Raw genomic sequence first — 19,864 nt, forward strand, 5'->3', positions numbered from 1 at the left:
AGAAGGACTTGACGAAAATAAAAACTCGACAGCTGTTAACTTATACGGTTTTTGTAGCACCTGCAGTTATCATTTTCACGTTGATCATATTGATTCCCTTTCTAAGAGCGATCCTGTATTCATTTCAAGACTGGAATGGAATAAGCAGCGACATTCGTTGGGCTGGATGGGACAATTATCAAAGGATTTTTAGCGATACCGGTTTTATAAAGTCGTTAATCTTCACGAGTAAGTATGTTATCGTCACCACCATCTTGCTCAACCTGCTTGGGCTGGCACTGGCCCTGGTGTTAAACCTTGCACTAAAAACTAAAAACCTGCTTCGTACCGCTTTTTTCTTGCCTTATGTCATTGGCTCGGTCATTATCGGATTCATATGGCAGTTTATTATCACCCAATGGTTTCCGGAGATTGGAGCCGCAACTGGGTGGGCCTTATTTCAGAAAAACTGGCTTAGCCTCCCCAACTTTGCCTTTTGGGCGCTTGTATTGGTAACGATATGGCATTCCGTCGGGTACTTCATGATTATATATTTAGCAGCACTTCAAGGAGTGCCAAAAGATATTCTGGAAGCTGCTGATATAGATGGAGCAGGACGTCTAAAGCAGCTTTGGTTTGTTGTGTTACCATTAATTCGTCCGGCTATGACGATCAACCTGTTTTTGGCAATCTCAAACGGATTTAAAGGCTTTGACCTGAATTTTGCTCTCACCAAGGGGGGGCCATTTGGGACAACGGAATCGTTAGCGCTGCATATATATTTGGATGCCTTCACAAAAAATCTGTTTACTTACGCGTCAGCTAAATCCGTCTTATTCTTTCTTGTACTCGCTATCATCACAATAATCCAGGTGGCTGCAATGAAACGCAGGGAGGTCGAAGCATGAGCAACGACCGATACGGTAAAGGGAAATTGGTGCTCGAGCTATCGTTGATCGTGCTTGCTCTAGCCTTCTTCTTTCCCTTATATTTGACCTTTGTCAACGGGTTTAAAACATATAATGAGGTTGTAACATCCACTGTGGCGCTCCCTCACGTATTTCAGTTTAAAAACTTCGCGGTAGTATGGAAGCAAATCAACTTTCTTGGGGTGTTTATGAACTCCCTAATAATCACGGTTACATCCGTCTCAGGAATTTTACTGATCAGTTCGGCCGCCGCCTACCAATTGGTTCGCCGCCCTGGCAGAGTTAGCCAGATAATATTCCTTACTATTCTATCCTCCTTGATTATCCCTTTCCAATCCATGATGATTCCACTGGTAAAAGTTGCGAAGGATCTGCACTTGATTAATTCGCTTCATGGTATCATCATCATGTATTGGGGCTTCGGAATACCATTGGCGCTATTTCTGTATCACGGTTTTATTAAGTCCATTCCTCGGGAGTTGGAGGAAGCGGCTCTTATCGACGGCAGCGGGCCCGCAGGCGTATTCTTTCGAATCCTGATGCCGCTTTTAAAGCCGATCACAACGACAATTGCTATTTTGCACTCTCTTTGGATATGGAACGACTTTCTGCTGCCTCTTATCACACTCAGCTCGAAGCAAAATCGAACCATTCCCTTAGCCTCTTCCGTCTATTTTGGAGAGTACACCAACGAATGGCACTTGGCTCTGGCTGCGTTGACGATGGCGATTATACCGATCATCCTGTTTTTCCTGTTTATGCAGCGGTATATCATAGCAGGCATTACAGCAGGTTCTGTAAAAGGGTAGTGTAAGAACTTCTGGAAATGGAAAAAGAATATGATGCTCTCGAATCCATTAAGCCCCGAACTTTTCGGGGCTTAATAGATGTTAACTATATTTGAATGTTCCGATGATTTACGGTCGGTTTGCGGTGATATTTTAATGAACGGGAATATCCCTGTCCTTGATATATTGGGCAGGCGGCTTGCCTGTTTCTCTTTTGAATACGCGGTGGAAATAGGACGGATCACAATAACCCAAATAATCGGATATATCACCGATCGTTCTTTGGGAATGACTTAATAAATAAACAGCGGTTTTGACACGCATCGCATGAACATAACCCCCGATGGTCTGACCGGTAACCTCGCTGAACACCGCAGCCGCATAATTCGGACTTTTTCCTATAACTTCACCCAATTCTTCCTTGGTTACCTTCTCACGGTAATGATTCTGGATGTAGCCTTTCATCAGGCCCACATGCTTCTCCTTCAATGCCGAAGGACGTCCATCATCAATTTCCCGGTTCAGGTGAGTCAGAATCTCCTGCGCCAGCGCCCCGCACATTGATTCATAATAGGTCAGCCGATCACTCCACTCCTGCTGCAATACCCGAAATCGCTGGTGCAGCAGCTCGTATTTACCCGTTTTCCATATACAATATTGCGAATTATGCACCATTGGCAGCAGCGAAGACGCAGAGCCGTGGAAGCACACAACATATTTCTCATGCGTAACAGTAGGAATGCACTTGCCATAATACACTTTACTGGCGGGAATAAAGAGCAGGTCTCCCTTTTCCAGCAGTACCTTCTCTCCTTCAAGCCAGTACACACATTTGCCATAACTGACCATAATCAAGGTGTGATGAGAAGCCCCGTGCTCATACTCCTCAAACCAGCTTGTTCCTGCGTCCAGCCGAACATACTTGATGTCAACCATTGCTGCACCTCTCTTCTGAAAAAGCAGTAAATTCCGTACTACAGCACTTGAACCTTCATTGATTATAAATACTATTATACAAATGCAGTACTATAATTCATAGTCTAATCCAATATTATTGCCTACAATAAGTCCAATCAAGCAGAAATAAAGGAGTGCTAACAATGACACATCACAAAACGAAAATTATGTGTACCATGGGACCTGCCTGTGATTCCGTCGATATGCTAAAGAAACTGATTCAGGCTGGTATGAGCGCAGCCCGGATGAATATGGCGCATGGAGATCTGGACGAGCATAAGGGAAGAATCGATAGAGTCAGACAAGCTGCCAAGGAACTAGGCGCAACTGTTGCCATATTAATGGACATTAAAGGACCGGAAATTCGTACAGGTCTGCTTGAGGAGTCGTCCTATGAGCTGAAGACCGATGCCCGCCTCACTTTAACGACTGAACAAATTAAAGGAAATGCCAACCGTATCTCGGTTTCCTATCAGGATTTGACCCGAGACGTCAAACCAGGCTCCCGCATTCTGATTGATGACGGGTTGATCGAGCTTCAGGTCGAATTCATTGAAGGTACCGAAATCCACTGCCGCATTCTTAACGGTGGCTTGATCAAATCGCGCAAGGGTGTCAACCTGCCGGGAATCCATACCTCGCTGCCCGGTGTTACCGAACGTGATATTATGCATATTGAATTCGGTATTAAGCAGGATATCGACATTATCGCAGCTTCCTTCGTACGTAAAGCGAGCGACATTCTGGAAATTCGCGAGCTGCTGGAAAAACGCGGAGCGTCCCACATTCAGATCATTTCCAAGATTGAAAATCAGGAGGGCGTCGATAACCTAGATGCAATCCTGGAGGTATCGGACGGCTTAATGGTTGCCCGCGGTGACCTTGGAGTAGAAATTCCAGTCGAGGATGTCCCGATTATCCAAAAACAGATGATCCAAAAAGGCAATGCAGTAGGCAAACCGATCATTACGGCTACCCATATGCTGGATTCGATGCAATACAATCCACGTCCAACAAGAGCCGAAGCCAGTGACGTAGCCAATGCCGTATATGACGGTACCGATGTCCTGATGCTGTCAGGCGAAACTGCCGCAGGTAAGTATCCGCTGGAATCCGTTCGAATGATGGCGTCCATAGCAGCCAATATCGAAGAGGTACTGCCATACAAGGATATGCTTCGGGTGAAAGCCGCTCAACAGAAAGCCACGATTACCGAGGTCATCAGCCAATCTGCAGTTAGCTCCTCACTCGATCTGGATGCCAAAGCGATTGTGGTTTCGACCAGCACCGGATTCAGCGCACGCATGGTAGCCAAATACCGTCCGCAGGCTCCTATTATCGCGGTCACTGCGAGTGAACAGGTACAACGCCGTCTTTGCTTATGCTGGGGAGTCATTCCCGTATCGGGCAGGGAAGTCGTTTCTACAGATGACATGTTTGACTCAGCTATCCACAGCGCTTTACAGAGTGAAATCGTCTCAGCAGGAGATCTGGTTGTGATGTCTGCTGGTGTTCCAGTTGGCAAAGCAGGTTCAACCAATTTGATTAAAATTCAGCACATCTAATCGTTACATGCAAAAAGCGCCCTTCACCTGCACACGTAGAGTAAGGGCGCTTTTTGCATGTAACTTCATATCAACTTGAAGTTCTTGTTGGAATTCATATTATTTTCACATTCATCTTATGCATGGCGCGATTTATCCACTAAAATGGAGTTGTACACTCACCATTATGTTAGAAAGTAGGCGTTCCTATTGTCGAAGCTGTCCCTGTCCTTGTTGAAGATTATTGGTTATGCAGAGGGTATATCCTTCCTCGTCATCCTCTTTATCGCAATGCCTATCAAATACTTTACCGATTTCTACAATCCTGTTCCCATTGTCGGTATGCTGCATGGCGTTTTATTCGTAATTTTTTGCGTTGCGATTGTTTTCGCGGCCATTATGAATCGCTGGTCCATCCTCCGTGTGTTAGGCGCGTTTTTATCGGCATTTATCCCTTTTGGTCCTTTTATCCTGGAGTCCCGAATACGCAAGGACAACCTTGCATAATCTTTGGCGTATGCTTGCATTTTACAATGTACAGCAACCTGCGTGCGGAAACTCACAACAAATAAGCATAAGCCCTATCATGGGACTTATGCTTATTTTGCTTAACTAACCCCTTTGGCTGCCAGCCGCTGGCTGATCCTCTGCAGCTTCACATGGTATTGCAGCAAATCCTGCCTGGCGCTTTACGCATCAGCCCGACTTGGCTGCAGCTTCGCAATCGCCCAAAATTGGATCAAATAATCAAAAACCTGATTAAAGTAAGAGACCGGTCCATAATTGGCTTCCTTGGCAATCACATCCATCCGTTCCTTGAACGATGGCATTGCAGTGCCCGGCATGGCAAAGCTTGTCATTGCTTTATGGATGTAATACACAAAATTATGATCGACCCCCAGATAACCCTTTACCGCATCCCGATAAAAAGCAAAATGCAGTGTTTCATCCTTGGCAATCCTTCTCAGCAGCTTAGCCAAATAAGGATCATGAGGGCCAGCGGCCTTCGCTACATTGTTGTAGAAAACCATCGTCGCAAGCTCCTGAATCGCTGTATACACCATCGTTTCCATGGCCGTATCAAAATCAGGAACAAATCCACCCTCCACCACTGTTTTGCGCAGCTGGTGCAGCTCGTGCGGGTCCGCATTGCGGGTAATGATCAGGTAGGTTTCGAGCAAGTTGGAGTGCTGATCCTCTTCTGATACCCAGGTGTGAACAAAATCCTGCAGTACCTTAAGCGACCCCTTAAAGGTTGTAGCCAAATGATGATAAAAAAACGGCAGGTTGACTTCAGTCAATAGCGAGGTCTCAACAGCAAGATAAATGGGCAAAGGCAGCTTTCTTTGTTCAATTGACCATGGCTCTGTGATGAAGGACCGACCTAATTCCCAAGGTATAAATTCATGATAACTCCAATCTATTTCAGAGGCACGTTTACGGTGCAATGCATATAGCTCGGTTAAATATGGCTCCAATTTGGGACTAAAAACATCAAGCTTATAGTTGATTAATGGCATTTAGGTGTATTCCTCTATTCTTATAAGCTTATGTCTCAAGCAAGGATACCCTATAATCTACCACGTAACCATCCCTTTAGCGCCTGTCCCCGGATTATTCAAAAGCTCCATCACAGGAACTGTGTAAGCCACAAAAATCAAAACAACCAATACAGCCACCCAAATGCTCCATTTTTCAAAAATAACAGGCGTCGGCTCTGCAGACTCCGTAACCTCACCAATTGGATACTCCGTATAACCCTTAGGCGCTCTCAACAGCAATATCACATTCATAATCATCATCAATACTCCAATAAAAAGTATCGTACCGCCGATCGCCATCACCACATGGTAGGGCATCCATAATATGGCGTCAGGATGATCCTGATACGTTGTAAACGCAGTACGGCGCGGTGATCCAAATAATCCTACCGTATGCATAGCACCCGACATAAAGAACATACCGATGAGCCAGGTAATCGTCTGGGCAATTCCCAGCTTGTGCAAGAACGGTGTAAGGACCCGTCCGGTCATTGCAGGAATTAACCAATAGGTCATTCCGAAGAACGTCAGAGCCACACTGGTTGCAACAGTTAAATGAAAGTGACCTGTGACCCATAGCGTATTATGGACAACAGCATTCATCTGGTCACTCGCATTAATAATACCGCCAGCACCTGCCGGGATGAAGATCAGCATTCCCATAAACGGTGCAAAAAAGCGAACATCCTTCCATGGAAGCATTTTTAACCAGCCAAACAGCCCTTTGGCACCAAGGGAACGACCATGCAGTTCAAAAGTCGCGAATAGCGAGAATGCCGTCATTAATGAAGGAATCACGACCATGAATGTAAGTACAACCTGAACATACTTCCATACAGGTGAAATCCCCGGCTCCATCAGTTGATGGTGAAGTCCTACCGGAATGGAGAACAGCAAGAGCATAATGAATGACAATCTGGCCAATGCATCACTGAATATTTTGCCGCCAATGATTTTGGGAATGATCACATACCAGCAGATATAAGCGGGAAGCAGCCAGAAATAAACCAATGGATGACCAAAATACCAGAATAAGGTCCGACTCAACGTCACATTTACCGTTTCCACCCAACCAAACGATAGCGGGATCAATTGAAACAGTACTTCCACAGCCACGCCCAATGTAGCTATCAGCCACAACAGCATGGTAACGACCGCCATAAAGGAGAACAGCGGCGACAGCTTGGCTGTATGCGTTCTTTTCCAATATCTATATTGGATAAAAATCCCAAACCCGCTCATCCAGCTGCCTACGACAATCAGCACTAATGCCACATAAAACCAGGGTGATGCCATCATCGGCGCATAAAAGGTATACAGCACCGTTGCCTTGTTCAGCAAAATCAGAATCGTCGCGATCACCGTACCTGCTGTCATCATGCAAAATCCAAGCCAACCCAGTGATCTGGATATGGGCAGCAGCTGGCCGCCCAACGTTCGAGCGACACCGGAATACAGGAATCCAATAATAAAATAGGTCGTGAATACGATCGCCATCAAGATACCATGTGCTGTTAGCAGCTGGTAATAGCCTATCTCATAAGGCAGCGTGATGCTTCCGCTTCGCACCAGACCCTGGAGTACACCCGCCACACCACCCAGCAGCAATGCCAGAAAAGCGAACAAAATATGAGCCAGCACCAGTCTCGTATCGCGGCGGTCAAATGCTTGTTCTTCGGTTATCATCTTACTCAACACTCCTCATGTAGTCATTTCACAATAATCCGTGTCTGCATCATTTCGTGTGCGACACCGCAATATTCGTTGCACAGCACCAGCAGCTCTCCAGCCTGGGTGAATTTGTATGTCATCTGGGTGATTTCGCCAGGTACGACCATCATGTTCACGTTCGTTCCCGGAATCTCAAAGCCATGGACAACATCCTTGCTCGTAATGTGAAAATGCACTGTTGCCCCAAGCGGAATTTCCATTTTCTCCGGTCCGTATCCAAAAGCGAACGCAAGCATATAGGCGTCGTATTCGTTCTCACCGATTTTTTTCAGACCCAGCTGATTGAACGGCGCTGTTGATTCCACCGTCTCCGGATTCACAGTCTCACGCTGCGCACCATGTCCGCTATGCTGCTGGCCTGGCGGCTGTGCTCCCTGTGCGAATGCACCGACTCCCAGCACGATTAAAAACACGACCAGCATGGATACCCCGAATAGTAACCAAATCTTTTCATATCGATGCAAATGCATGTGACCATCTCCCCTTGATCTATGGTAGTTATTAGCCGCGGGCTATAAAGAGTGCATAAACTCCTAACCAGCTTACTGCGATAAAAGCTCCGAGCAGCAGGACCGACACAAGGGTCCCTTTTAATGATTCATCATTGTGCTTGTGATCCTTTTTCATCCTGATTCCATCCTTTCAACTGTGCTTTCTGTGCTTATTGTAAAAGGTTCCAGCCTGCATCAACTATGATATCGATCACAGCTGGAGGGCTGTAAAGGTGAACGTTGTATGGCGGGAGAGAGTCAGGTGAATAAGTGAATAAGACAGGTATGCGTGGTGAAGAGTGTCGCTGCGCGGCCATGGTGTTCTTACAAGAGGATGCTTACGAAGCCAGTTTGCTTGGGCAAACTCTTAGCTGTCGTTTCCAGAATTTCTGAATGGATAAACCATTTAGAGGTGAAATTCCGGAAACAAAGGCGAACGCTCCGCTTCTCCAGAACACCATGGCCGCTCCACTTATATTCGCCTGACTCCTCTGTTGGAGGAGTAGAGAGCATAGCAAAAAAGCTAAGTCCGGGTGCAGGGCCCTTGGACTTAGCTTTTTTGTGTTAAGGTGCTGTAACAACGATTTCCAAACAATTACCGAGCTATCCCTGCTTCAAACGAGAAGAACGGATCCGATCCACCAACAAATACACAACAGGGATCAGTTCTGTGAACAACAGATACGTGAATTCGCCATGTCGATACAGGTCGTCAAATTCAGGCTTTGACCTGACCATATATAAAGATATGCCAACGACCATAACCGTCATCGATAATGAGAAAGGCTTGTGGTCCTTTAACGAAAAGACATGCGTGACGCAGAGAATGGCTAAATACAAAAACAAACTGATCTTGATAAACAAACTGGATAACCAGATGGCAATAAGCACAGGGTCCAAATTTTCAAGAGTGGCTGCGGCCCGAACATATCGGATCATTTCAAGCTGCGGATACTGCAGGTTAGCCGCTAAGTCGGGACCAAAAACCAAAATCATCGAAATTAAATTAGTCAGTACTATAAACACAGACGTAATTACGGCCCATATCAACGACCTCATTGTCTTGTTTTGACGGGTGAAATACGGGAACAGGAAGGGGATAAACGCCATTTCTCCAAATAGTGCTGTGACCATATAAGTGCCGTTCCAAATACCTTTGAATTCGAAATGATTTAGCATCGCAATTGCCATATGATAATTGATTTCCTTGTGCACAAAAAAAGGAACAAGAAGTACTCCAGCAACGCTTAAGAAAAAAATCCCCTGCGAGCTGCGAAAGATCGTTTCAACTCCTGACCGCACTGCATAGGCAAGGCATACTCCAAACATAGCAGCAACGGCCCATCCTGGTGTAGCGGGCAAGTAAACCTCTATCATAAAATCCTGTAATTGCCGTAAAACCGAGGCGGCCGCAAACAAAAACGAGCATATTAACACAATGATCAATGTATAGTGCAACCATTTACCCAATATTTCCTTACCGTAATTCCCCAAAAACTGAGTTGGCCTTTTGATTGCCAGTCTGTAGGAAAAATAGGTTATCATTATTCCGAGGGTCGCACCTATAAGTAAGGGAAGCCAGACTGTATAACGGCCATTTTTCACAAGGATGTTCGCAAAGAAACCAAGTGTCGTAGTAAACAAAAAATGGGTGAACAACATATAAATCTGCGACTGGGATACCCGTTCCAATGTTGATCCTCCCTTTCAATGCTGCATGAGAATAATTTTTTCGATAGAGGCAAACACCATTTCGATGGCGTCCCCAATCGTCCATTGCTCTCTGAAGAAAAAGATGGCCTCTAAGGCGAGAAACAAAAACACTATGGTACCCAGTACGTATCGAATCGTCCGCTGCTTGCGTTTGTGTAACACCATATAGCGCCATTCAAAGCAAGCAATACTGCCAAACAAGATACCGATAATAATCATTGCTCTGCCTCCGAGACTGACGTTTCCGTTTCTTTGATAGCATGTTGGAAAGTACCCAGACGTGTGATCGTAACATCCGTTTGTACGTCAAATTTTAGCTCGTTGCTGTAGACGTCACGCCACTTGGGCTTGATGCTTTTCCAATTCAGCGGATAATGCCAATCAATGTAATTTCCAAGCTGAAAGGCATCTGAGCTTACTGCTCTTGTCTTCGCAATCGCATTCGTTATTCGCTTCGTGACTACCTGGTTGAGACTTTGTTCAAGTTTCTCTAACTGCTTCTTATCCTTTAAATTAATCCTCGAGCTCGAAGCAAGCACTTCGGCTTCAGCTCTGCTTTCAAGTTGAATTTCGATCTGATCTTCTTTGATTCGTGGATTGATTCGTGTATCTGCCCTTTGTACGATAAAACTTATATTTTTGCCATCGGTGGGCGAAGGAACCGAAATCTCCGCATTTTTCAGTTTTCCAAGGATCCATAGTCCCCCCCGCATTTCAATTACATTTAACGTACTTACCATTTTGCCTTGTTTAAAAATAGCTGCCCCACTGGTTCCCATCCATTTTTGTTGTTTTTGCTTTTCGCTTGTTATGATTCTCGTACCAAATTTGAGCATAGGTACAGCCATATCTCCCCCGTTATAGTTCGCTGCTAGAAAGTCTTTTATAGTCGTATCCAGGACTACATGGGTTTCGCCGTATGCGGCTAAGATGTCAGAAGGGAATCTTTCGAATAAGGTCGTGATGGCTTCAACTTCTCGGGCTCTGCCAGGTGCTACAAACAGGTAGGCATTAATATGCATCGCCGGTTCGCGAGCAAGAAAATCCAAAATAGGCTCGATTCCCGCCTCGGCCAATTCTCTGCCAATTACCACAACACGTGTTTGTCCGAAGCTGATTTTACGCGACAGGTCGGACTGTATTTTTCGATAAGCCTCACTGATATCAATGCCTGTTGCACTTATGTACGTGTATGGCTTGCCGCCTTGTTCTCCCGATCCTCCTCCCCCTGCTGATCCAGGAATTAACCGATTCGGCAATGAAAAGTCAAGAGACAGCTCTATACCGGTTTTGGTTTTATCCAGAACCATCATTCTCACAAATGCGCGATCATTCAATTCAACGGATGACCAGCAGCCTGTAAGTAATAGCAGGGACAAGCTAACAAATATGGTTTTCAATCCCCATTCTCCTCCTGTGATTGCGCCCATTTACGTGAATCGGCTTGCTGTCTGGTACGGTTGGCTCCTGATAAGATTGGACGTTTATTCATTAACCACCAAGGCACTCTTAAAAAGGTGTCCTTAAGATCACTTATCACCAAAGGGGCAAAGGGAGTTAGATAAGGCGTTCCGAACGAACGCAAATTGATGAGATGAAGATAAATAAGTATCATCCCGCAGGAAATCCCGAATAGACCAAATGCCCCCGCCAAGATCATGATTGGAAAACGCAGCAGCCGAAAGGCCAAGCCAAGATCGAAGTGTGGACTTATAAAAGAGGCAATACCCGTCAGCGAAACAATGATGACCATCGCTGCCGATACAATGCCCGCTTGAACAGCCGCTGTGCCTATAATGAGGGCCCCGATAACAGAGACTGCCTGACCGATCGCTTTGGGAATCCTCACCGCTGCCTCCCGTAAGGCTTCAAAGGAAAGCTCCATCATAAACGCCTCGATCAGAGCCGGAAATGGCACAACTTCTCTGGATGACGTTACCGTGATCAGCAGCCTGGCCGGGATCATCTCCGGATGGAAGGTGGTAACTGCGATATAAATAGAGGGCAGTAATAGTGACGCCATCAGAAAAATATATCGGATCCAGCGGATCCATGTTGCCGCAATATACCGCTGATAATAATCCTCAGCAGATTGCATCAGCATGAACAATGTGGTAGGTGCCAGAAGAACAATAGGTGAGCCATCCACCATAATCGCCACCCTTCCTTCCAGTAAAGAAGCGGTAACGGTATCGGGACGCTCGGAATACTGTAATTGCGGAAAAGGCGAAAACGGAGAATCTTCAATAAAATCCTCCAAATAGCTGTCGGCCAGAATGCCATCGATATCAATTTCTGATACTCGTCTGTTCACTTCATCAATGAGCTCTTGTTTGCAAACTCCCTGAACATAAGCGATAATCACCTTGGTTTGTGTCTTAGTACCGATCAGCAGCATTTCCGTCTTAAAATCAGGTGTCTTCAGTCTTCTGCGGATCAAGGTCAGGTTGATTTCCAAGTCTTCTATAAAAGCTTCCCGTGGTCCCCTTAAAACGGCCTCATTAGGCGCTTCCACAATGGAACGTGTCTGAAAAGAGGAGAATGGGATATCGAGTAATCTCGGCTCACCCTCAATAAGCAGCAGCGCATGTCCTTTTAGAACAGCCGTCACTCCCTCCTGTACAGTTTTCAGCTCTGTAAAGTCGGTGACCGACAGCTGCTTCAGATTGAAAATTTGATTACGGAATTGGTTGGCATCTTGAGCAGAGAGGGATAAGATACGTGTCAGGAGTTCCTCTTGTATCGTTTTCCTGTCAATCATGCCTCGCAAATAAATCAATGCGCACTCTTGATCAGGACCCGCAACGAATGTATGATAAACCACATCGGAACAGTTGGTTAATTGCTGGCGGATCCAGTCCAGCCGAATCTTTAGCTGTCCAGCGTGAATTAGGGAAATGTCAGAGTTAGTTAGACCCTGATTATTAGGGGGAGTTTCCTTATGCTGCTTCATGCTTCTTTTAAGCTGCTTGTTGATAAGCCATTTAAATAACGACATGATGGGATATCCTCTCGTCATTGCTGTAATCCTGCCATAATCAAACAGATCATCTACAATTTAGTATCCCCGCTATATGACCTGCTTATTATAAAATGACATGTATCGGCATAGGCATGAAAAAAGCTGTAAATGGCACAGGTTTCCCTGCTTCATTCACAGCTTGTTATTGTGCTTATTGATGATAGCTAATTTTACGTAAATAGCTTATGATTACGCGCCATAGGTAGGCCAGGTTTCTTGTGTATAAGCCATCTCCCAGAAATGATATTCATAATGGCTGCTAATTACAAAATGCCGTTTCATACGCTCACGATCTGCAGCAGTTACCTGCTCGGCAATTGCGTCTAACCGATCAATTTGCTCCTGAACCAGCTCCGCAAAAGCCTCGCCTCCATAGGTTTTGATCCACTGCGAATAGATCGGCTCCTCAGGCTTATATGCCTGCAGACGCACGCCAATTTCATGATACAGCCAGTAACAAGGCAGGATCGCCGCTACAATATCGCCTAAATGCCCGGTATAAGCCGCACGCAGCATATGTGAAGTATATGCATAAGCCGTTGGTGAAGGCTCGAAGGCTGCTCTTTCCTCGTCAGAAATACCTAGCTGCTTGGCAAAATCCTCATGCAGCGACAATTCGGCATTATACGTGCTCTGCACGTGGGCAGCCATCCTGTTGGAATCATACAAGCTGTCCGCCTTGGCCGCACCAAGCGCCTGAGCCCGAGCGAATTGCGATAAATAATACGCATCATTCAATAAGTAATAACGAAAGCTTGACAATGGCAGTGTGCCATTAGCTATGCCTTGTACAAAAGGATGCTCAAAGCTGGCTTTCCAGCTTGCATCGACAGCTTGACGCAATTGATCACTAAACTTCATGGATATTGCCCCCTTGTATTGTTTTTTTAGTCACCGAAGACTTTTATCCGTTCACTTGATATCTGACATCACCGATATGAAAATAAGGAGCGTGCTGACCGGTATACCAAGCAGCTCCCACCATCACCGCCAAATAGAGAACCAAACCTAAGTCCGCTACGGAGAAGCCGATACGGTAATAATAAGTACGCTGATGTACAGTCGAGAAGCGCTTTGCCTCCATCGCTACTGCAATCCGCTGTGCACGGCGAATACTTTGTGCCAGCATAGGAATCGCATACACTCTTAGTGTATCGTATATACCTCGCAAGCCCATGCGCCGCTTCACGCCACGAACCTTCATAGCCATCTGCAGCGTTTGAAACTCACCGATCATCATCGGCAGGAGGCGCAGCGCCGCCATAAAGCTATAAGCATATTTGGCCGGCAGCTTGCACTGCTGCATCAGCGAATAAAACAAAGCAACAGGGCGTGTCGTCAACGCAAACAGTAATCCGCTCAGCGCCATATTGACGGTTTTCAAACCGATATGCACCCCACGAAAAAAGCTTTCCTCAGTCACACGTACAAGTCCCCATTGCAGCCACACTGCATCTCCTTTGCCGAACATCATCATTGACAGCGATGAGGAGACAAACAGCAGACCAAATGGGAGACATAACAGCAGCAGCCTGCGTATCGGGTGCCCTGTGCAGCAGAACAGCAGCACGAATTGCACGACCGTAACATTAATCAGCACATTAATATTGTCAGTCAGCAGCACGACAAAAAACATGGCTATCGATAACAACAGCTTCAATCCGGGATTAACTCGGTGCAGCCAGGTTTCCTTAAAATCCAAAGTATGATGCACAATGCTCCACTTCCTTATTTACCCTCACTAGTACACAGCAATCCTTGTAAGCATTCACTTACAAACTGCGCTCACCGACAAGCTCAACCTTGTCGCCAGCCCCTTTATACAAGTGGCTATCCCTATCAGCAATTGAGTTCAAATAGTCTGCAGGGCTAATATCTGCTGTAAGCTTCCCATGCTCCACGACCCACACTCGCGTCGCAAAATAACGAACAATATCCAAATCGTGGGTAACCATAACGATCGACGTTCCTTTTTGCCGCCATGCTTCCAGCTTCTCTAAGATAGCGAAGGTATTGACAGCATCCTGTCCAAAGGTCGGTTCATCCAGCAGCAGCAGCTGTTGGTCCTTGAACATGGCAGTGGCAACGCTGAGCCTGCGTTTTTGACCAAGTGAGAGCTGATAAGGATGCAGGGCTCTCTGATCATAGAGATCAAACTCAGCTAGCAATGCTTCAGCTCTGCTAGTGAAATCAGCTTTTCCATCAAGCTTGAAACCAAAAGACGCTTCATCGATCACCGAATGGGTCACGAATTGCATTTCCGGGTTTTGGAATACATAAGCCGCTGTTTCAACTACATCTTTAAAGCCTCGTACCTGCTGACCCAGCAGTAAGTAACTGCCGCTTGTCGGAATCAACTGCATCATCGCCTGCATCAGTGTGCTTTTGCCTGCACCATTGTGACCAACAACGGCAATCCATTCCCCGGCTGTCAGGCTTAGCTCAGTGACTGCAATCTTGGCCACCCGACGACCCTGATAACCATTGAAGTCATGCAGGGCTAGCGTCTCTGTATCAGCCATTGCCGTGGACAGCTTCCTACTGTTCAGCTCATCGCTTCTTCTTCCAGCTATTTCTTTATATAAGGGCTCCTCCGCATAGTGCTCCCATACGCCGGGATGCCATATGCCATATTCCTGAAGCTCCGCTCGATAATCGGCAAAAATCGCTGTCGGAATGCCATCCGCCAATATCTCTCCATTCTTATTAAACAAGAGGACGCGATCCACAAAATCGATGATCTCATCAATTTTATGCTCGACAATGATGATCGTTTTGTCCTGTCCAACCGCTTTGATCGTATCCCATACTTCTCTGGTTCCTTCCGGATCGAGCAGTGAGGTGGGCTCATCCAGAAACAATGCCTCCGGTTTTAATGCCAGCACAGACGCTATGGCCAACCGCTGCTTCATCCCTTGCGACATGGAGCCAATCGCTACGTGATTGTGTTCAAAATTCAGCCCAACCTCGCGAAGTCCTCTCTCGATAAGCTGCGGCATTTCTGCCTGCGGCACGCCCAGGTTCTCCAAGACAAAAGCCATCTCTTCATCCACAAAAGGCATGCAAAACTGCGTATCCGGATCTTGGAACACGTAACCCCAGGAGGCGGGAATCTCAATAGCATCACATTTCATCGGAATCTCGATAGCCTGCGGAATTAAGCCCGTAAGCACCTGCAGTAAGGTGGACTTGCCGCATCCGCTTGGTCCCAGCAGCAGCACCTTCTGCCCTCTATACAATTCAACAGATAGCTCCTCAAACTGCAGGGAAGGGCTTCCTGCAAATTTTAAGCGTAAGCCCTTGACCAAAGCACATACATCCATCATTGCCTGCGCTCCAGCGCATCGAAGTCAGCCTGGCTGGCTGGACGAACCAGTTGGGTAACCCCCGTTGCTTCCAGTGCCTTAACAAGTCCATACGAGCATAGTCCAGTAAAGAAGATAGACCCGATAATCCGGAATACAAAGTACAAAATCAAGTTCCAGGATTCAAGGTCAAGTAAATAGCCTTTGAAAGCATCAAATACAAGCGATGCTATGGCCGAAGCTACACCAGCCAAGCAAGCCGCTGTAATCGAGAAACGGCGATAAGCAAACAGCAGAAAGATCAATTCCGCGCCAAGCCCTTGGGCGATCCCATAGGTTAACGCTTCAACTCCATACTGAGAGCCTGCGATCAGCTCACCGGAAGCTGCAGCAATTTCTGCAAGCAGCGCCACACCCGGCTTACGTATGATCAGAAAGGCAACAACAGCCGCCATAAACCATACGCCGTACATCAACTGATCCAGCTGGAAGCCTGCCAGCTTCACCACATTGGACACATCTCCCCACAACCGATAAATAATTGCAAAAACAACAGAGATGACGACCGTGACCAAAATATCGGTCAATTTTAAACCTTTGGACATATAATACCCACTCCTTCGATTATGGGGGCTGTTTGAACCGATAAGTGAGCGCCAAAAAGACCACTCCCATATCGGAAGTGGTCTGCATGTATGAATCCATTACACGCTTCGAATGCTCTCCACTTCCCTACGCTGGTTTCATCCAGATCAGGTTCAGAGGGTTTAGAATCTATCGATTCAGTCTCAGCCCAAATGGCTCCCCTAGTGATAACCTTCATATTAGCAGGTTTGATCAAAATGTCAACGACAAAAAAATTAGACAAGCCCATGTTCAGGCTTGTCTAATTTTACATAAAATGGAATACAAATAGTCCAATTCATAATAACAATAACTTATTCAAAGTAGGTGTATTCCCATTCGCCTTCTTCAGCAGTCCATGAAGTTGCATCCGTGTACTCAGGTACGTCTGTGAAAATCAGTGTGTATTCTTTCATTTCAATCGGTTTCAAGTGAACAGGCAGATCTGTGAAGTATTGGTTAGCTACTTCTTTGGAATCACCAGCGTCATTATGAAGAATAATTTTCACACTTACTTTTTGTACAACATCAATATTTTTACCGCCAGTGTTTGTGAAAACACCAGACGCTTTCAAGCTGCCACCTTCATAGAACACTGAAAGTACGGTAAAATCAAGCGCTGCCGGTGCTGTATCAGCTGCTGGTGCAGGAGCTGCCGGTGCTTCAGCTGGTGCAGGAGCATCTTCGAAGTATGTAAATTCCCAATTGCCTTCTTCAGCAGTCCAAGAAGTTGCATCAGTATACTCAGGAACATCAGCGAAAGTCAAAGTGTACTCTGCTGCTTCACCTGGTTTGATATTCAGCTTTAAGTCTGTAAAATAGTGGTTGGCTACTTCTTTGGAATCACCAGCATCGTTGTGAAGGATAATCTTAACGTCTACTTTTGTTACATCCGCAATGTTTTTGTCCCCTGTGTTCTTAAACTTACCTACAGCGGTCAAGACACCGTTCTCATAAGCTACCGACGTGATTTCAAAATCCATGGCTGCATCAGCAAATGCCATTGAAGACAAACCAAGCAAACAAGCCCAAAGCATAATAGAAACCGTTAGAAACTTTAATACTTTTTTCATCACTTTCACTCCTATTTTTTGTGTATTAAGACCTACTTTGCAATATTATAAGCTGCTTTTCTTAATAAAAATGAAATATAAACAATACTTTAGAATTAATTTGTCGAAAATGTGTATAATTTTAGACAAAATTGCATATAAAAACCGCTCACCTCCTAAATGGACATGAACGGCTCTAGAATTGACTGATATCACTTACAAATAAGTCTCAATAAAACGCATCATCGCCTCTTCATGGAAAGGCAATCCCTCATGTCCGTAATCATGGTACAATCGAACTTCCTTTGGGCCTGACAGGTGGTTGTAAGCAGCAAAGCAGGTCGAAGGCGGGCAAGTGATATCCTGCAGGGTTATCGCCATCAAGGTTCTGGCCTTAATCCGGCTTGCCATATTCATACCATCGAAGTAGCTGAGCGTTCTATACACTTGAGCTTCCTGTCGATGCTCAGGGTCATATCGACGGAACCAGTTTTTGATTTCCACATAAGGTCCGGAAGCATGAATTTCTACGGAGCGGCGGAAGTGGCACAGGAATGGAAATACAGGCAATGCCAGCTTCGGACGCGAATCCAATCCTGCTGCGGCGAGTGCCAACCCACCGCCTTGACTGCCCCCATATACCGCGATTCGGCTGGCATCGACCTCTTCACGTGAACATACGAAATCAAGCGCACGAATACAATCCAGATACACCTGCTTATAATAGTAAGAAACCGGGTCCAGAATGCCCAAGGTCATCCAACCCGGAATACCACCCTGTGGATACTCAGCCCTATCCGGTGTCAAACCGCCCTGACCTCTTACGTCAATCGCAAATGCCGCCATTCCCATCGAAGCCCATTGCAGCAGCTCATTCGGATAACCGCGATTGCCCGAATAACCATGATATTTGACCAGGACAGGCAGTGAACCCGGTTGATGATCACCCTTAGGTGTTACATACCAGCCATGAATCGGTGTACCATCGGCTCCATCAAAAACCACATCATAAATCAATATCGACTTCAATGGATAGTCTTGTACAAGATTTACTTGTGCATGTAGAGGTTTTTGATTTGAAAGCGCTTTGGCTTTATCCCAAAACAAGTCAAAATCGGACTCGATCGTAAGCTCAGGCTTATAATCCTGAAGCTGGGATAAGGGCATATCTACATTAGGCATATGGAACAGCTCCTCATGAATAAAATCGGTTGAATGAATGATCCCCTGCTTATTGTACCAACTATTCGGCAGGTCGCAACCTATTTTTTTCCATACCACGGTCTCCTGCCATACTCAAAAAAAGCTTCTTTTTTCTTGCGTTGCAGCAGGTTATGTGTCAAGATATTCGTTAGTATCCAATCGACAAGAAATAGGTGAAATGCATTCATGATGAAATCTTTTTTTCGCTTACTGACTGAGCTCTATTCACGTAAAGCGATATCCCGGGTAACGGGAGCATTTGCTCAATCCAAAGTAAGTCGCAAGCTTATCCCGCGCTTCGCCGATATTTATGGTATCCGGTTGGAGGATGCAGAAAAGCCCTGGAACGAGTATGTGTCTTTAAATGACTTTTTCACACGCAGATTAAAAAATGGCCTTCGTCCGATTGATATGTCTCCACATATCGTAGTCAGCCCGGTGGATGCGGCCATTACCGGTATGGGGCCGATCAGCGAAGGATTAATTCTTAATGTCAAGGGACAAGATTACACGATCGATGAAATGCTTAATTTCTCGCCGCGTGCGGTCAGCTATAAGAACGGCTTTTACTATGTGCTTTATCTCAGTCCAACCGATTACCACAGAATTCACACCCCTATTGAGGGTGATATTATTGAAAAAGAACACATTCCCGGCAAAGTATATCCCGTTAATGAGTTCGGGCTTCGCCAAATGCGCCGAGTATTAAGCCGCAATGAAAGACTGATTACGTATATGCAGCATGAGGACGGAGAAATTGCCGTCGTCAAGGTTGGAGCGATGAATGTCAGCAGCATTCAATACGTCTCTCCATTGCCGCAGCGACCTGGGCGTGGCGATGAGCTTGCCTATTTTCAATTTGGTTCCACCGTCGTGCTTCTGATGGAGACCGACACCTTCGAAAGCCGCACCGATCTGCAGGTCGGCAGTAAAGTCAAGATGGGACAAATACTGGGCTTCGTTAAACGCAAATCATAAACTGACG

Annotated in this window: 19 protein-coding genes, 1 pseudogene and 1 riboswitch; of the genes and pseudogenes, 5 read left to right on the plus strand and 15 right to left on the minus strand. The window is 45.9% G+C overall.

The genetic code is table 11. The annotated features are described in order from the left end of the window. Window positions 1–8 precede the first annotated feature (8 nt). Window positions 9–887, plus strand: a complete 879-nt coding sequence (locus tag LRL21_RS04315; protein WP_240414530.1) for a carbohydrate ABC transporter permease — start codon at window positions 9–11, stop codon at window positions 885–887. Continuing rightward, window positions 884–1,717, plus strand: a complete 834-nt coding sequence (locus tag LRL21_RS04320) for a carbohydrate ABC transporter permease (protein ID WP_240414531.1) — start codon at window positions 884–886, stop codon at window positions 1,715–1,717. The genes LRL21_RS04315 and LRL21_RS04320 overlap by 4 nt, the downstream gene beginning before the upstream one ends. A 132-nt stretch (window positions 1,718–1,849) precedes the next feature. On the opposite strand, the gene LRL21_RS04325 is transcribed toward LRL21_RS04320, so the two are convergent. Beyond that, entirely contained in the window at window positions 1,850–2,632 is a 783-nt protein-coding gene (locus LRL21_RS04325) for a helix-turn-helix domain-containing protein (RefSeq protein WP_240414532.1), read from the minus strand. A gap of 164 nt (window positions 2,633–2,796) precedes the next feature. On the opposite strand from LRL21_RS04325, the gene pyk reads away from it, so the two are divergent. Further along, the gene (pyk, locus tag LRL21_RS04330; protein ID WP_240414533.1) at window positions 2,797–4,218 is read left to right on the plus strand and encodes a pyruvate kinase; all 1,422 of its coding nucleotides are present in this window, start codon (window positions 2,797–2,799) and stop codon (window positions 4,216–4,218) included. Window positions 4,219–4,407: 189 nt separating this feature from the next. After that, complete coding sequence (locus LRL21_RS04335) at window positions 4,408–4,704, plus strand: DUF3817 domain-containing protein (protein WP_240414534.1); 297 nt, start codon at window positions 4,408–4,410, stop codon at window positions 4,702–4,704. A 185-nt stretch (window positions 4,705–4,889) separates the two neighbouring features. Here the strand turns inward: LRL21_RS04335 and LRL21_RS04340 are convergent. The 14 genes and pseudogenes from LRL21_RS04340 to LRL21_RS04405 form a co-directional block, all read right to left on the minus strand. After that, window positions 4,890–5,717 (minus strand): annotated as a pseudogene (locus LRL21_RS04340) (acyl-ACP desaturase); the annotation flags it as partial. Between the two features lie 57 nt (window positions 5,718–5,774). After that, window positions 5,775–7,424: a cbb3-type cytochrome c oxidase subunit I gene (locus LRL21_RS04345; protein WP_240414536.1), complete on the minus strand. Its 1,650-nt coding sequence runs from the start codon at window positions 7,422–7,424 to the stop codon at window positions 5,775–5,777. 23 nt (window positions 7,425–7,447) lie between these two features. Continuing rightward, window positions 7,448–7,939: a cytochrome c oxidase subunit II gene (locus tag LRL21_RS04350; RefSeq protein ID WP_240414537.1), complete on the minus strand. Its 492-nt coding sequence runs from the start codon at window positions 7,937–7,939 to the stop codon at window positions 7,448–7,450. A 31-nt stretch (window positions 7,940–7,970) separates the two neighbouring features. Continuing rightward, a complete protein-coding gene (locus LRL21_RS04355; RefSeq protein WP_240414538.1) occupies window positions 7,971–8,096 on the minus strand; it encodes a cytochrome c oxidase subunit 2A in 126 nt (41 codons plus the stop codon). A 467-nt stretch (window positions 8,097–8,563) separates the two neighbouring features. Next, on the minus strand, window positions 8,564–9,652 hold the full coding sequence (locus tag LRL21_RS04360; protein ID WP_240414539.1) for a GerAB/ArcD/ProY family transporter: 1,089 nt from the start codon (window positions 9,650–9,652) through the stop codon (window positions 8,564–8,566). Between the two features lie 15 nt (window positions 9,653–9,667). Beyond that, the gene (locus tag LRL21_RS04365; RefSeq protein ID WP_240414540.1) at window positions 9,668–9,892 is read right to left on the minus strand and encodes a hypothetical protein; all 225 of its coding nucleotides are present in this window, start codon (window positions 9,890–9,892) and stop codon (window positions 9,668–9,670) included. After that, on the minus strand, window positions 9,889–11,073 hold the full coding sequence (locus LRL21_RS04370) for a Ger(x)C family spore germination protein (RefSeq protein WP_240414541.1): 1,185 nt from the start codon (window positions 11,071–11,073) through the stop codon (window positions 9,889–9,891). The genes LRL21_RS04365 and LRL21_RS04370 overlap by 4 nt, the downstream gene beginning before the upstream one ends. Continuing rightward, a complete protein-coding gene (locus LRL21_RS04375) occupies window positions 11,070–12,671 on the minus strand; it encodes a spore germination protein (protein ID WP_240414542.1) in 1,602 nt (533 codons plus the stop codon). Before LRL21_RS04375 ends, LRL21_RS04370 begins: the two co-directional genes overlap by 4 nt. Before the next feature lie 213 nt (window positions 12,672–12,884). Beyond that, window positions 12,885–13,556, minus strand: coding sequence for a thiaminase II (gene tenA, locus LRL21_RS04380; RefSeq protein WP_240414543.1), 672 nt, complete (start codon window positions 13,554–13,556; stop codon window positions 12,885–12,887). 43 nt (window positions 13,557–13,599) lie between these two features. Further along, entirely contained in the window at window positions 13,600–14,409 is an 810-nt protein-coding gene (locus LRL21_RS04385) for an energy-coupling factor transporter transmembrane component T family protein (RefSeq protein ID WP_240414544.1), read from the minus strand. A 58-nt stretch (window positions 14,410–14,467) separates the two neighbouring features. Then, window positions 14,468–16,018 carry an ABC transporter ATP-binding protein gene (locus tag LRL21_RS04390; RefSeq protein ID WP_240414658.1) on the minus strand — a complete coding sequence of 517 codons (1,551 nt, stop codon included), beginning with the start codon at window positions 16,016–16,018 and terminating at the stop codon, window positions 14,468–14,470. Further along, the gene (locus LRL21_RS04395; RefSeq protein ID WP_240414545.1) at window positions 16,018–16,605 is read right to left on the minus strand and encodes an ECF transporter S component; all 588 of its coding nucleotides are present in this window, start codon (window positions 16,603–16,605) and stop codon (window positions 16,018–16,020) included. Before LRL21_RS04395 ends, LRL21_RS04390 begins: the two co-directional genes overlap by 1 nt. Window positions 16,606–16,712: 107 nt before the next feature. Further along, window positions 16,713–16,818: riboswitch (TPP riboswitch) on the minus strand. Window positions 16,819–16,938: 120 nt separating this feature from the next. Beyond that, window positions 16,939–17,697, minus strand: coding sequence for a hypothetical protein (locus tag LRL21_RS04400; RefSeq protein ID WP_240414546.1), 759 nt, complete (start codon window positions 17,695–17,697; stop codon window positions 16,939–16,941). Window positions 17,698–17,892: 195 nt separating this feature from the next. Next, window positions 17,893–18,957 carry an acetylxylan esterase gene (locus tag LRL21_RS04405; protein WP_240414547.1) on the minus strand — a complete coding sequence of 355 codons (1,065 nt, stop codon included), beginning with the start codon at window positions 18,955–18,957 and terminating at the stop codon, window positions 17,893–17,895. 108 nt (window positions 18,958–19,065) lie between these two features. On the opposite strand from LRL21_RS04405, the gene asd reads away from it, so the two are divergent. Next, window positions 19,066–19,857 (plus strand): archaetidylserine decarboxylase, encoded by a 792-nt coding sequence (gene asd / locus LRL21_RS04410; protein ID WP_240414548.1) that lies wholly within the window; start codon window positions 19,066–19,068, stop codon window positions 19,855–19,857. Window positions 19,858–19,864 lie beyond the last annotated feature (7 nt).

Origin of the sequence: Paenibacillus periandrae, assembly GCF_022458865.1 — a bacterium.
GTDB lineage: Bacteria > Bacillota > Bacilli > Paenibacillales > NBRC-103111 > Paenibacillus_S > Paenibacillus_S periandrae.